The following is a 13,221-nucleotide window of genomic DNA, read 5'->3' on the forward strand; positions in this document are numbered from 1 at the left end:
GCGGCGGTGCGCGTGGCGTCAGCGGGCACGGACATGGGCGAGCCTCCGGGTGACGGAGCGGGTGACGGAGCGGACGGCGGGGGCGACCGCCTGGGCGCCGAGCGCCCAGGCGACCAGGACGAACACGACGGCCACGACCGCCGAGCCGACGGCCAGGCCCAGCAGGGGCGAGTCCACGCGGCTCGCGCAGAACGTGCCCAGCGCGGCGGCCACCAGCGCGGCCCGCACCGGCCGGCCGATCTCGGTGAGCACCGCGCGGATCCGGATCGGCACGCTCCGCGCGCCCATCCCGTACAGCAGGACACCGGCGCTGAGCGTGACCCCGGCCGCGTTGGCGGCGGCGATCCCGCACACCCCCCAGGAGCCGACCGTCAGCACGCCGAGCCAGGAGGTGACGGCGACGCCCGCGGCCATCGCGAACATCGGGTACCAGGTGGGCCGGCCGCCCGAGAAGTACGAGCGGGCCAGTGCGCCCACCAGGGTGTGCCCGAGCAGCCCGAGCGCGTAGACCCGCATCACGGCGGCGGTCGCCTCGGTGTCCCGCGCGGTGAACGCGCCGCGCTGGAAGAGGAGTTCGGTGATCTGCGGGGCGCACGCGACCACGGCGGCGGCGCCCACCAGGACCGTGCACGACACCAGCGCGAGGTCCCGCTCCACGCGCCCCCGCGCGCGCTCGGTGTCGCCCTCGGCCAGCGCCTGCGCCACCACCGGGAAGGTGACGGTGCACAGCATCAGCGCGATCACCATGGGCATCTGGGCGACCTTCTGCGCGTAGTTGAGGTGCGAGATGGCCCCGGCGGGCAGCGAGGACCCCAGGAACCGCTCGACGAGCACCTGTGACTGCCGGGCCAGGGCGAACATCAGCACGGTGGAGATGGCGGCGAGGTCGACGGAGGAGCGGAGGGGGCTGGCCGGTTCGGTGCGGGCCCGGTCGGCCGCGTCGGGCGCGTCGGCCGTCCTGTCCGCGTCGGACCCGTCGGTCGCCTTAACTGCATTGGTCGCATTGGTCGCATTGGTCGCATGGGTCGCGGCGGGCGGGGCGGGCGGGGCGGCCGCCGTTCCCGCGTCTCCCGCCCGCAGCCGGTGCCACAGCGACGGCACCTGTACGGCCGCCATGAGCAGACCGCCGACCGCGACCCCGGCCGCCGCCGACCGCACACCCCAGTCGGCCCCGAGCAGGAACATCGCCGCGATGATGGCGGCGTTGTAGGCGACGTAGATCGCGGCCGGTGCCACGAACCGCCGGTGGGCGCGGAGCGCCGCGCTGCAATACCCGGCCAGCCCGAAGCTCAGGACACAGGTCGCCGTCAGCCGCGTGCAGTCCACCGCGAGCGCGGGGTCGGGCAGTCCGGGCGCGAGCGCCGCGACGAGGTACGGCGCCCCCACGATCAGCAGCGCGGACACGGCGAGGAACGCCGGTACCAGGCGCGGCAGGGTCGTGCGGACCAGAGCGCGCACCGGATCGTCCACGCCCCCTTGCGCCCTGCGCGCCAGCGCGCGGCTGAACGCCGGTACGAGGACGAACGCGAGCCCGTCCTCGATCAGCAGCGTCGCCGCGAACTCCGGCACCGTCCAGGCCACCAGGAACGCGTCCGTCTCCGGTCCGGCGCCGAACAACCGGGCGAGCGCCTGGTCGCGACCGAGCCCGAACACCGCCCCCGCGATCGACAGGCCGATGGTGACGAGGGCGGCCTTGGCGAGGAACCGTCCGGTGGCGGGGCCGAGCCCGGAGGGCTTCGCGTCGGTCGCCGCACGGGCGGTGGGGACGGGCGCGACTCCGGTGGCGGCACCGGTGGCGTCTTCGCCGCTGTCGGCGCCGGTGGCTGTGTGGGGCGGGGTCACCGTCATCGTGCCGCGGCCTCCTTCGGGGACGACGGGGCGTGCGTACGGGGCCGGACGGGCGGGGCGGCGGCGCAGGCCGGGTCGGCCAGCGCCCAGCGGGCCACCAGACCGAGGCAGACGGCGGTCAGCGCGGTCGAGGGCCCACCGATGTCGCCGTACGCGAAGTCGATGAGCTGCCAGATCAGCAGCCCGCAGGCGACGAGCGCGCAGTCGAGCCCACGCGGGACGCCCGCGCCGGCTCCGCGGGAGGCGCCCGCGCGCGCCCCGATCCGGGGGCGCGCGCCGCCGTGCGCGCCGGGCGTGCGGGACGGGGCGTACGAGCCCGGCGTGCCGCACGGGCCGCCCGTGCCGCACGGGCCGCCCGTGCCGCACGCGCCCGGTGCGCCGTATGCGCCCGGCGTCCCCCGCCGCACCCGCACCAGCCCGCGCACCCCGCACACCAGCAGCGCGAGCCAGCCGCCGACGAGGGTCGTCACGCCGAGCAGTCCCTGCTCACTGAGCACGAGCAGGTACATGTTGTGCGGCGACAGCAGCGGCTGCTTGCGGAACGCGGCGCCCGCCCCCTCCGTGTCGCTGCCCGAGGAGAGCGCCAACGAGGCGTAACCGTCCCGGTGTTCGGGGAAGCCCTTGAGGCCGACGCCGGTCAGCGGGTGGTCGCTCCACATGTCGACCGCCGCCGCCCACATCGTGTACCGGTCGGTGACGGACTGGTCCGGGGCGTCCGTGACCTGGCCGATGCTGCTCAGCCGTTCCTGGAGCATCGACGAGCCGACGCCGAACCCGCCCACCAGCACCAGGCCCGCCGCCACCACGACCGCGAGCACCCGCAGCGCCCGCCGTACCCCGGCGAGCAGCAGCTGGGCGCCGCAGGCCACGGCGGTCGCGATCCACGCGCCCCGGCTGAACGACAGCGCGAGCGGCGCCAACAGCGCCAGCGCGCACACCAGGGCGCCCACGCGCTGCCGCACGCCCCCGGCGCCCAGCGCGAGCCCGACCGCGCACACCACTCCGAACGACACCACCGCCGCCATCCCCATGACGTCCGTCGCCCCGAAGGTCCCCACCGCCCGGATGTCCTCGCCCCGGTACGAGGCGCCGGTCCCGGTGGCGTACTGGTGCACGCCGAGCGCCCCCTGCCACAACGCGAGCCCCACCAGCGACCAGGCGAGCAGTCGCAGATCGGCACGGTGCCGCAGCAGCAGGACGACGGCGGCCGGAACGAGCACGAAGACCTGCAAATAACGGCCGAACCCGGCGAGCCCTTCGCCCGGCGAAGGCGCCCCGAGGGCTGCCGCGGCGAACCCGACGACGGGCAGCCCCAGCACCGCCGCCGCGGTGACCGACAGCGGACGCTGCCGCCGGCGCACGAGCCGGAGCGCGCAGTACACCACCAGCGCCCCCGAGGCGACGTCCGCCGCCGTCGCGCCACCTCCGCCGCCCGGGTCGACGGGCAGCGCGAGCAGCGCGACGACCGCGACCGCGGGCAGTACCGGCGCCACGGCCGCGACCCGGCGGCCGAACGGCGTGCCCGTGAACGGCGGCTGTGCGGCGGAGGGACGGGAGCCCGGGGAGCCCGCGGGCTGGGGGAACGGCGGGACGACGTGGCTCACCGGTCAGCTCCCCGTCGGACGGACCAGCGCGACCGCCGTGCGCAGCAGGATGCAGACGTCCTGCCACAGCGACCAGTCGTCGATGTAGGCGTTGTCGAAGCGGGCCCGGTCCTCGATGGAGGTGTCCCCGCGCAATCCGCTGATCTGCGCGAGCCCGGTGATGCCGACCGGCATCCGGTGCCGGGCCGCGTAACCGGGGTACGCCTGGCTGAACGTACGCACGAAGTACGGACGTTCGGGGCGCGGGCCGACCAGGCTCATGTCGCCCCGGAAGACGTTCCACAGCTGGAGCAGCTCGTCCAGCGAGGAGCGGCGCAGGAACCGGCAGAACCGGCTCATCTCCGCCTCGCCCGCCACGCTCCAGCGCGTCGCGGCCTCGTGCGCGTCGGCCGGCCGGTGCGTGCGCAGCTTGAGCAGGGTGAACGGCCGGCCGTCCTTGCCGATCCGCTCCTGCCGGAACACCACGCCGGGCCCGTCGGACAGCCGCAGCGCGAGGGCGCAGCCCAACAGCAGCGGGGAGAGCAACAGCAGCAGGACGCCGGAGACCAGCACGTCCAGCACCCGCTTCCCCGCGGTGCCGAGGCCGCGGTCGCCGCGGCCGGCACCGTCGAGCCGCCGGCAGACGAAGCCGGCGAGCCGCTCGGTGCGGTCGCGCGCACTGCGGGCGTAGGGGGCGCGTGCGGCGTACGGGGCGGGGTGCGCCGGGTGGACGTCGTACGCCGGAGGCGCCGCGTCGACCTCCCACAGGGCGCAGCCGGCCGCGGCCAGCTCACGGACCGGCGCCAGGTGCTCGGTGCCGAGCGGGGTGTCGGCGGGACCGGTGTCGGCGCCGGCGTGCGCGCCCGCGCCCGTGCGCTCACCCGCGCCCCTGACGAAGAGAACCGCGCGCACGCCGTTCTGGATGAACGCCCGCCGCACCTCCTCGCCCGTGGTCAGCACGGGGAGCCCGTCGTCGCCGCCCGCGGACTGCGCCGGGGAGACCACGCCGACGGGGCGCAGCCCGCAGCCCGGGTGGCGCAGGAAGGCCGCGGCCACGCGCTGGGCGGTGGCGGCGTCGCCCGCCACCAGCGCGGCGCCCGGGCGGCGGACCAGTGTCCGGCGGCGCAGCCAGTGCACGGTGCCGCGGCCCGCGCCGCTCGCCCCGGACTGAAGGGCGCAGCCCAGGACGAGGGCGTGCGCGGAGAACGCGTGCGCCGGAGCGAACGCCGCGGTGAGCGCCGCCAGCGCGCACCAGCTCACCGCGATCCGCCCGCACACCGCGGGCAGTTCGTCGAGCAGGACCGGCACGGCGGGCGGCCGGTGCAGTCCGGCGCGCACGTTCAGCGTCAGGACGCCGAGCAGCAGCGCGCCCGGGAACAGCGGGTGACCGCGGGTCCCGTCCACCACGAGGGCGGCGAGCAGTGCGGCACCGGCGTCCACGGCGAGCAGCAGCGGCGCCGGCAGCCGCCGTACCGCAGGTGGGCGGCCGGCGGGCAGCCGGTAACCGTCGGCGGCCTCGCGGGGAGGGATGACCGAGACGGGCGAGTGTCCGTACTCCCGCGGCTGTCCGCCGGGGGAGGGAACGGTGCTTTCCGCAGTCACGTGTGGCTGGACTCCCTGCACTCGGTGGCTTCCGCGCCGGTGGTGTGCGCGGCGCGCACGGCGCAAGAGGCGCACGGGGCGGACCCGCCGCCCGGGGCGTGATCGGTGCGTCTGGGACGGCGCGCGGCCTCCGGGAGGTGCGCGGCGCAAACAGCGGCGCACGCCCCGGCAACGGACGCGCCGCGTACGCCTGCCGCGCCGCGTACGCCTGCCGCGCCCCGCAGGGCGCGTAGTCCGGCCACATCCCACATGGCCCGTACGCCCCTGGCGGCCCGTGCGCCCCAGGCACCCGCTGCCTTCCGCGCGGCCGGCAGACCCGCCGGGCCCGGAACACCCCATAGGGCTCGTGCGCCTGTCGTGGCCCACATGGCCCATGTGCCTGTCGTCTTGTGTGCGTTCGGCAGCCCGGCCGGGCCTGGGGCGCCCCACAGGGTCCGTGCGCTCGTCACGGCCCGCGCGGCCCATGTGCCTGTCGTCCTGCGCGCAGTCGGCAGGCCCGCCGGGCCTCGCGCGTCTCGCACGCTGCGCGCGCCCCGCGCGCCCCGTACGTTCTCCGCGCCCCGGGTGTCCCGTACATCCCCCGCGCGCCGCCGCGCCCCGGCCGGTCCCGCGTCCCGGGGCGCGGCCCCGGCCGGCGGGCCCGCGGCGAGGAGTTCGCGGTAGACCCCCATGACCGCCTCCGTCGTCCGCCGCACGTCGTGCGTGGCCACGACGTGCTCGCGGGCCTCGTCGCCGAGCCGGGCGCGCAGCGGGGGGTCGAGCAGCAGGGCGGCGATCCGGTCGGCCAGCGGGCCCGGCTGTTCGACGGGCACCGGTTCCTGACCCGGCGGCAGACACTCCCGGGCGCCCGCGACCTCCGTCAGCACGACCGGCCGTCCGCACGCCATCGCCTCCAGCGGCGCCAGCGCCATGCCCTCCCAACGGGACGGCAGGACGACCACGTCGGCCGCGCGGTACCAGGGCACGACGTCGTCCACCGCACCGGCGAACAGCACCGACGCGGGCGCCGAAGCCCGCAGCCGGGCCTCATCCGGACCGTCCCCGACCAGCACGAGCCGGGCCCGCGGCACCCGCCGGACCACCGCGGGCCAGGCGCGCAACAGCACGTCCTGCCCCTTCTGCCGGCACAACCGCCCGACACAGACGACGAGCGGGCCGTCCGGCTCGGTGTCCGCGAGGAGGCCGAGCCCGGCGCGCGCGTCCGCGTGGGGCGCGGGGCGGTGGTGTTCGGTGTCCACCCCGTTCGGTACGACACTCCACGAGGCGCGCACCCCGGCGCGTACGCCCGTCGCGCGCTCCGCCTCGCTGACGCACACCACGCGCGCGGCCCAGCGGGCGCCCCAGCGTTCCCAGCGCACCGACAGCGCCGCCAGCGCCCCGTCCACCGCCTCGAACGACCAGGCGTGCGGCTGGAACACGGTCGGCACCCGCCCCCGCACCGCGAGCCGGGCCGCGAGCCCCGCCTTGGCGCTGTGCGCGTGCACCAGGTCCGGCCGCGTCCCGGCGAGCACGCGCCGGAGCCGCCGCACCTCTCCGGGCAGCGCACGCCCCGGCGCGCGAGTCGCCGGCCAGTCGTGCACCTCCGCGCCGAGCGCCCGGAGCGCGTCGGCGAGCCCGGAGCCGCCCGGACAGGCCACGGCGACACGGAGCCCGGCGGCCCGCTGGGCGCGCACCAGGTCGCGCACCACCCGGGCCACCCCGCCGTCGACCGGCTGGGTGAGGTGCAGGACCAGTGGCCCATGGCCGGTTGCTGGCAGGTGCATGCGCGATTCCTCGGTCACGGACGGCGTCAGGGGGCGCGCGTCACTGCTGGGCATCGACGGCGACGAAGAGTGCCCCGGTCCAGGCCGCGTCGCGCTGTGAAACGATCTGAAAGTCCAACCGGTCACCCCCGTTTCGGGTCGTGCCGGCGAGATCGAGCAGGTCCGAGTCGTAGCCGAGGGTGTTCACGGGCCCCGACCGGCGCCGGTCCGGGCTTCTCGGGGCTCCGGCCGACCGATGCGGCCCGACAAGTCCGGGCGATCCGGTCATTTTTTCCGTCGATCCGTCTGGACCCGCGATGGTCGAGTTCAGTACGTCGGTACGCGGGTTGGCGGAATCACTCAGCACCGTGCGCGCCCCCCGGCGTGCGGATGCGCTCAGTGAGTCACCCGTGCGCCCCCGGTCGCCGTTGTAGGCGACCAGTCCCACGACGCCGTGCGCACCCGGCGGGAAGGACAGCCGGCGCATTCGCACCAGGGTCCGCGCGCCCGGCGCGAGCGCCTCGAAGCCGTCCCACAGCACCAGGTGCCGCAACGGCTCCGACGCCTTCTCGTACGCCACCACCAGCGTCCAGCCGCCCCAGGAACCGGCTGCCGAACGGCCCTTGGCCACATTGATCTGCGCCACCGTGTATGCGCCCGAGCCGCTCGACCGGACCAGCCCGGTGACGTCCGCCGAGGCCTGGTAGGCGTCCGCGCCGTGGGCCGTCCGGTGGCCGACGACGGTGTCCGCGAGCAGCGCCTTGTAGCTGCCGCCCGGCTCGGCGACCAGCACCCGCCCGTTGTCCGCGGGCGGCTTCTGCTCACCGACACGGAGGTTGCCGCCCCAGTACAGGCGTGCGTACGTGACGTACGCGCCCGGCGGCAGACGGAGTTCGGCGCGGCTGGAGTTGTAGGTGTTCGGGTCGTCGTCGACATCGACGTACCCCATGTCGAAGTCGCCGTTGGTGCCCGCGCCGCCCGCGCGCGCGGCCCGGCAGGCACGGTCGCCGCCCGGGGTGCGGGCGGGCCGGGTGCGGCAGGTCACGGCGGTGCCGGCCGCCCGGACGAGGCCGCCGTGGCGCAGGGCGCGGTACCGCTCGGCGAACGGGACGCGCTGCCGTTCGGGCGCGGGGGCCCGGGCCGCAACGGGCGAAGCGGCTGAAGCGGCCGGAGCGGCCGAGGCCGCCGGGGCAGGGGGTGGGCCGGGGGCCGCGGTGGCTGCGGGGGCCCAGAGGGCGGTGAGGGCGCAGACACACGCGATCGCGCGGCCCAGGGGATGACCGGAGGAAAAACGCATGACCGGCGTCGCACCCTTCGCGGCTCGTGGGCGGTCTCGGACGGCTCGCCACTGTAGCCACAAGGGGGATGTACCGGATAAAAGCGGCAACTGTGTCGGCCGGGTCAATCTCCGTACCGTCGGAGTTCACCCCATCGGCGGCACAACCCGGGCCGCGGCCACGCGTTGATTCAGCGTCGGGCATCCCGCCCGGCTGTTGTGACAACCCAAGGAGCACTTCTCCATGTCGCGTATCGCGAAGGGCCTGGCCCTCACCACCGTTGCCGCCGCGGCCGTGGCGGGCACCGCCGGCATCGCCGCTGCCGACGCCGACGCCGGGGCCGTCGCCGCCCACTCGCCGGGTGTCGTGTCGGGCAACGCCATTCAGGTTCCGATCCACGTTCCGGTCAACGTCTGCGGCAACACCATCAACGTCATCGGTCTGCTGAACCCGGCGTTCGGCAACACCTGCGTCAACGACTGACGTCTCGACGGACCGACGGACCGGCCGTCCCCCTGGCGGGGGCGGCCGTTCCGTGCTGTCCGGCCCCGAATGGCGGTGTGCCGCCGGGAGCCGCCGCAGGCGCTCCCACCAGGGAAGACGCCGCGTTCCGGGCACCCGGGACGTCACTTGCCGCGGTCGACCGGTTGCAGCAGGTCACCGCCCCTTTCACGGTGAGCAGAGGATTCGATGCCCCGCTGAAAGGAACATCCATGCGTGCTCTGCCCGCACGGCACCTCGCGTCCCCGGCACTCTGCGCCGCGCTCCTGCTCGGGATCGCCGGACCCGCCGCCGTCGCGGCCGACGGCCAGTCGGCCACGGATCAGGCGGCCACGGGCCAGTCGGTCGCGGATCAGGCGGCCGCCGGCCGGTCCGAGTCCGGCTCGTCCGCCTCCGGCCAGTCGCAGGTGCCCGTCCCCGGCGCGGACGCGCTGCTCGGCCAGGTCCGGTCGCTCTCCACCGCCGGCGGTGTGCTGACCCCCGTCACCGACCTGCTCGACACCACCCTCAAGGCGGACAACGGCCAGCTCTCCGCCAAGCGGGCGGCCGAGCTCGGCCGGGCGGCCAAGGACGCCATCAAGAAGGCCGCGGCGGCTCCGTCGACGGTCGCGCTGCCCGCGAAGCCCGCCGCGACGCCCACGTCACCGGCCGGTTCGCCCGCCGGTTCCGCGAGCCCGGCGAAGCCGGCCGAGCCCGCGAAGCTAGCGGAATCGGCGAAGCCCGCCGAGCCCGCGCGACCGGCCGAATCCGCGAAGCCGGTGACGCCCGCGGCCCCGCCGCTGTCGAAGACCGCCGCCCTCGGGCAGACCCGGGCGCACGGCGACAGGGCGACGCGGAAGGACACCACCCAGGACGCGCTGACGGCCCTCCAGAAGGCGGTCGACGCGCTGGTCAAGGCGTCCACCTCCGGTGACGTCGGCCAGGTGGTGCCGGCCGTCTCCGAGGTGGTGAACAACCTCGTCGACGTACTGATCGCCACGCTCACCGACAGCAGTCTGAGCGACCCGGACCTGACCGATCCCGACCTGGCCGGTCTCATCCCGTCGGCGAGCGACGTCTCGGCCGTCACGCTTCCGTCGGCCCCGGCGCTGCCGCCGCTGCCGAGCGACCTCATCCTCCCGACGAGTTGAGCGACGGGCGGGCGGGACCGCCCCGCACGCCGCCGCCTCGTCGTCGCGCCGACCCTGCCGCAGGGTCGGCGCGACGCGTTTGTGCGCGGGGCGTTCGTCGCCCGCGCCCCCGAAGGGCCGCACCGCGAAAGGCCGACAAGGGCCGCACCCCGGAGGCCCGCCCTTGAAAGGCGCACCTCCGAAGGGGCGCCACCTTCCGAAGGGCCGCACCCCCCGAAGGGCCGCGCCCCCCGAAGGGGCGCGGCCCCGTTTCCGTGATCCGCGGGGCTCGTTAGGCCGTGCGCACACGCCGTCCGGCGACGTACGCGCGTCGCCGCAGCAGGAAGGAACACGATGAAGTCGTCGAAGTCCCTCAAGGCCGTCGCCGTCGTTGCCGGGTCCCTCGCCGTGGCGGGAGCGGCCACCCCCGCCCTCGCCGCCACACAGCCCGCCGACTTCGAGACGCCCACCAGCCTCAACGGCGGTGTGGAGAAAGCCCTCAGCACGCGAACCCTGGATCTGCGCCCGTTGCAGCACCAGTCGGACACCCTCGACACCGAGAACGAGGACTCCGTGCTCAACACGGTGAACGGCGTGGCCGACACCCTCAACCGCAACGGCGGCGCCGCCCGGCTCCTGGGCGGCCTCCCGCTGGGTGGCTGACCGCCTGTCGTACTACTGCGTCACCCGGGGGAATCCCGTACTGGCGCCGTCCCCCCGGTCGTTACCCGATACGAAGGCAGCCCCACGCCCATCCGAAAGGGACCGCACCCGACATGAAGCCGATCACCCGAGGAACGCTCGCCGCCGCCCTCACCTGTATGGCCGCCGCCGCGGGCGCCGCCACGCCCGCTGCCGCGGCGACCACGGTCCCCGTGCCGCTGCCGCTGGACGGCGTCGAGAAGTCGCTCCACATGGAGATGCCCCAGGTCACCGGCGAGCTGCCGGTGCCCGTCGCGGGCGCGCCCGAGGGCACCCGGTTCGCCGAAGGGCGCCTGCTGCCGGAGCGCGCCCTGCCCCGGCTGCCCCTCAGCGGCGGACTGCCCGGCGGCGACCTGCGCGCCCCGCTGCCGCACGTCCTGGGCGACGGCTTCGACCACCTGGGCGTCAGCGCCCCCGCCGCCGACCTGCGTACGGCGACCCCCGGGCTGTCCGTCGACACCCCCCTTGGCCGGCCGGACGCCGCCAACGGGGGCCTGCCCTCGCTGCACGAGCCGCACGCGGGACTCGGCACGCCGCTGCTGCGGACGGTGCCGGGCGCGGAGATCGTCACGGGCCCGGGCGCGTAACCGCCCCCCGGGCGCGCGCCCCTCTGCACATCCCGCGCCCCTCGCACATCCCGTGCGCTCCCGCGCCCCCGGAATCGCCGTACCACCGAATCGTCCGTACGACCGTACCGCCGTACCGCCGCACAAGAACGAGGCCGAGGAGAGAGCGTTGGCCGAGAGAACCCGCAGGGAGGCCCTGCGCGCCCTGGCCGTGACGGCCGGTGCCCTGGCCCTGGTCCCCGCCGTCACCGCGTCCCGCTGCCGGCGCACGGAGGACCTCGCCGCCGGCCCGGGCACCACCGGAGGCGACGGGAGTGAGGGGGCCGGCCAGGGCGCCTCGGCCGACGATCCCACCGCTCCCCGGTCCTCCACCGGTCGGCCCGGCGGCCCGGGGGAAGCGGCCGGGCAACGGCGCAGGTTCACGCAGACATACCGGGGCCGCCGTATCGAGGGCACCTGGGCAGCGCCGAGCCGGGCCGCCCGGGACGGCGCGGGCCACGGCACCAGCAGTTCGAGCGGCGGGGACGGTGCCGGGCGGTGGCACATCACCGTCGACGGCCGTCCGCTGCACCTGATGCGCCGGGCGGACGGCACCTGGATCAGCATGGTCGACCACTACGCGTCGTACCCCACCCCGCTCGCCGCGGCCCGCGGTGCCGTCGACGTGCTCGGCCCCGGCGACCACCTGCGCGAGTCCGGTACGGCACACGTCATGTGACGGACCCGCGCACCGCACCACGCAACACGACACAGCACGTCACAGCACCGCCGCCCGGCGCCGGAGGGCGCCGTGGCGTGCCGGGGGAGGGGGAGGACCGGATGGCGGTCCACACACGGAAGAACGTCACCGCGCTGTCCCGCACGGAGCGGCGCCGCCTCGTCGACGCGCTGCTCGCGCTCAAACGGCGCGGCGAGTACGACGAGTTCGTCCGCACGCACATCGACCACTACGTCTCCGACGGCGAGGACGGGCTGCGCACGGCCCATATGACGCCGTCCTTCCTGCCCTGGCACCGCCAGTTCGTACTGGAGCTGGAGCGGGCGCTGCAACGCGTCGACGCGTCGGTGACGGTGCCGTACTGGGACTGGACCCGCACGCGCGACGCGTCCGCCGTGCCCTGGACCGACGATCTGCTCGGCGGGGACGGGCGCCGCTCCGACGGCCGGGTGACCACCGGCCCGTTCGCCTATGCCGGGGGCGAGTGGACGATCCGGGAGAGCGTGACGGACGCCGAGTATCTGATGCGGGACCTCGGCCGCCACCGCGACCCGATCGGCCTGCCCACGCGTACGGAGCTGGACCGGGCCCTGGCCGAACCCCTGTACGACGTCGCCCCCTGGGACTCGACGTCGGGGAAGGGTTTCCGCAACAAGCTGGAGGGCTGGGGCCGGGGGAGCGGCAGTGCGGCCTGGCACACCCACAACCGCGTCCACCGCTGGGTCGGCGGTCACATGCTCGGCGGCGCCTCGGTCAACGATCCCGTCTTCTGGATGCACCACGCCTTCGTCGACCTTCAGTGGACGCGCTGGCAGCAGCGGCACCGGGGGGCGCGTTATCTGCCCGCGCGGCAGCCGGGACGCGGGGACGCGCAGCACGGGCGGATCGTGGCCCGGAACGAGCGGATGCCACCGTGGGACGTGACCCCGGCGGACATGGAGGACGTGAGCCGCCTCTACCGCTACGTGTAGCGGGCCCGCCCGGAAGCGATGCGGCGGTCCCTTCTGGAACCGGTGCGGTGGGCCTTTCCGGAACCGGTGCGGTGGGCCTTTCCCGAACCGGTGCGGCGGGCGTCTTCGGACTCGGCCCGGCGCAAGGCGAAGCCCCCGGCGGTGGGACCGCTGGGGGCTCGCTCAGGTGTCCGACCGGCGCGTGGCCGGGGGCGGGATCAGCCGCCGTAGCCACCGTCGTCGTGGTGCTCGTGGCCCGACTTGCCGTCGTCCTTGGAGTCGTCGGACTTCTTGCCGTCCTCGTCGCCGCCGTTGACGCAGGCGTTGCCGAAGGCCGGGTTGAGGACGCCGATCACGTCGATGGTGTTCCCGCACACGTTGACGGGGATGTTGACGGGAACCTGGATGACGTTGCCGGAGAGGACACCGGGCGACCCGACGGCCGCGCCCTGGGCACCCGCGTCCGCCATGGACAGACCGGCGCCGCTGAGTACCACGGCACCCGTGCCGAGGGCGACCGCGGCCGCCTTCGCGATGCGAGACATCACATACTCCTTCGGTGAAAGGGTGAGCACGGTGATCGCCACCGTGCTCACCCTTCAACGCGCCCGCACACCCCCGGT

General features: G+C 75.7%; 11 protein-coding genes and 1 pseudogene. 6 read left to right on the forward strand and 6 right to left on the reverse strand.

Features of this window, described 5'->3' with window-relative positions; all coding sequences use genetic code 11:
* Positions 1-18 precede the first annotated feature (18 nt).
* From IO29_RS09765 to IO29_RS09785, 5 genes and pseudogenes are all read right to left on the reverse strand, one after another.
* A complete protein-coding gene (locus IO29_RS09765) occupies positions 19-1,848 on the reverse strand; it encodes a lipid II flippase MurJ (RefSeq protein WP_030379905.1) in 1,830 nt (609 codons plus the stop codon).
* Entirely contained in the window at positions 1,845-3,452 is a 1,608-nt protein-coding gene (locus IO29_RS09770) for an O-antigen ligase family protein (RefSeq protein ID WP_037817866.1), read from the reverse strand. The genes IO29_RS09765 and IO29_RS09770 overlap by 4 nt, the downstream gene beginning before the upstream one ends.
* Positions 3,453-3,455: 3 nt before the next feature.
* Positions 3,456-5,033, reverse strand: a complete 1,578-nt coding sequence (locus IO29_RS09775) for a sugar transferase (protein ID WP_030379907.1) — start codon at positions 5,031-5,033, stop codon at positions 3,456-3,458.
* Between the two features lie 635 nt (positions 5,034-5,668).
* A pseudogene (locus tag IO29_RS09780) lies at positions 5,669-6,796 on the reverse strand (glycosyltransferase); the annotation flags it as partial.
* A gap of 40 nt (positions 6,797-6,836) precedes the next feature.
* Entirely contained in the window at positions 6,837-8,072 is a 1,236-nt protein-coding gene (locus tag IO29_RS09785; protein WP_030379909.1) for a hypothetical protein, read from the reverse strand.
* A 223-nt stretch (positions 8,073-8,295) separates the two neighbouring features.
* Between IO29_RS09785 and IO29_RS09790 the strand changes: the two genes are divergently transcribed.
* From IO29_RS09790 to IO29_RS09815, 6 genes are all read left to right on the forward strand, one after another.
* Complete coding sequence (locus tag IO29_RS09790; protein ID WP_030379910.1) at positions 8,296-8,535, forward strand: chaplin; 240 nt, start codon at positions 8,296-8,298, stop codon at positions 8,533-8,535.
* A gap of 230 nt (positions 8,536-8,765) precedes the next feature.
* Positions 8,766-9,683 (forward strand): hypothetical protein, encoded by a 918-nt coding sequence (locus IO29_RS09795; RefSeq protein ID WP_030379911.1) that lies wholly within the window; start codon positions 8,766-8,768, stop codon positions 9,681-9,683.
* 333 nt (positions 9,684-10,016) lie between these two features.
* Complete coding sequence (locus IO29_RS09800; RefSeq protein ID WP_030379912.1) at positions 10,017-10,325, forward strand: hypothetical protein; 309 nt, start codon at positions 10,017-10,019, stop codon at positions 10,323-10,325.
* A gap of 113 nt (positions 10,326-10,438) precedes the next feature.
* Entirely contained in the window at positions 10,439-10,951 is a 513-nt protein-coding gene (locus IO29_RS09805) for a hypothetical protein (protein ID WP_030379913.1), read from the forward strand.
* 148 nt (positions 10,952-11,099) lie between these two features.
* Entirely contained in the window at positions 11,100-11,648 is a 549-nt protein-coding gene (locus tag IO29_RS36450) for a tyrosinase family oxidase copper chaperone (RefSeq protein ID WP_078618282.1), read from the forward strand.
* A 101-nt stretch (positions 11,649-11,749) separates the two neighbouring features.
* Entirely contained in the window at positions 11,750-12,619 is an 870-nt protein-coding gene (locus tag IO29_RS09815; protein WP_030379915.1) for a tyrosinase family protein, read from the forward strand.
* A 197-nt stretch (positions 12,620-12,816) separates the two neighbouring features.
* Here IO29_RS09815 and IO29_RS09820 read toward each other — a convergent pair whose 3' ends face one another.
* A complete protein-coding gene (locus IO29_RS09820; protein WP_030379916.1) occupies positions 12,817-13,143 on the reverse strand; it encodes a chaplin in 327 nt (108 codons plus the stop codon).
* Positions 13,144-13,221 lie beyond the last annotated feature (78 nt).

Origin of the sequence: Streptomyces sp. NRRL F-6676 (genome assembly GCF_000725625.1) — a bacterium.
Lineage (GTDB): Bacteria > Actinomycetota > Actinomycetes > Streptomycetales > Streptomycetaceae > Streptomyces.

Excerpts from the sequence above, each read along its gene's own strand:
- IO29_RS09765 (WP_030379905.1), bottom strand. The coding sequence starts at position 1,848 with ATGACGGTGACCCCGCCCCACACAGCCACCGGCGCCGACAGCGGCGAA.
- IO29_RS09805 (WP_030379913.1), top strand. The coding sequence starts at position 10,439 with ATGAAGCCGATCACCCGAGGAACGCTCGCCGCCGCCCTCACCTGTATG.
- IO29_RS09800 (WP_030379912.1), top strand. The coding sequence starts at position 10,017 with ATGAAGTCGTCGAAGTCCCTCAAGGCCGTCGCCGTCGTTGCCGGGTCC.
- IO29_RS09815 (WP_030379915.1), top strand. The coding sequence starts at position 11,750 with ATGGCGGTCCACACACGGAAGAACGTCACCGCGCTGTCCCGCACGGAG.
- IO29_RS09785 (WP_030379909.1), bottom strand. The coding sequence starts at position 8,072 with ATGCGTTTTTCCTCCGGTCATCCCCTGGGCCGCGCGATCGCGTGTGTC.
- IO29_RS09820 (WP_030379916.1), bottom strand. The coding sequence starts at position 13,143 with ATGTCTCGCATCGCGAAGGCGGCCGCGGTCGCCCTCGGCACGGGTGCC.
- IO29_RS09795 (WP_030379911.1), top strand. The coding sequence starts at position 8,766 with ATGCGTGCTCTGCCCGCACGGCACCTCGCGTCCCCGGCACTCTGCGCC.
- IO29_RS09790 (WP_030379910.1), top strand. The coding sequence starts at position 8,296 with ATGTCGCGTATCGCGAAGGGCCTGGCCCTCACCACCGTTGCCGCCGCG.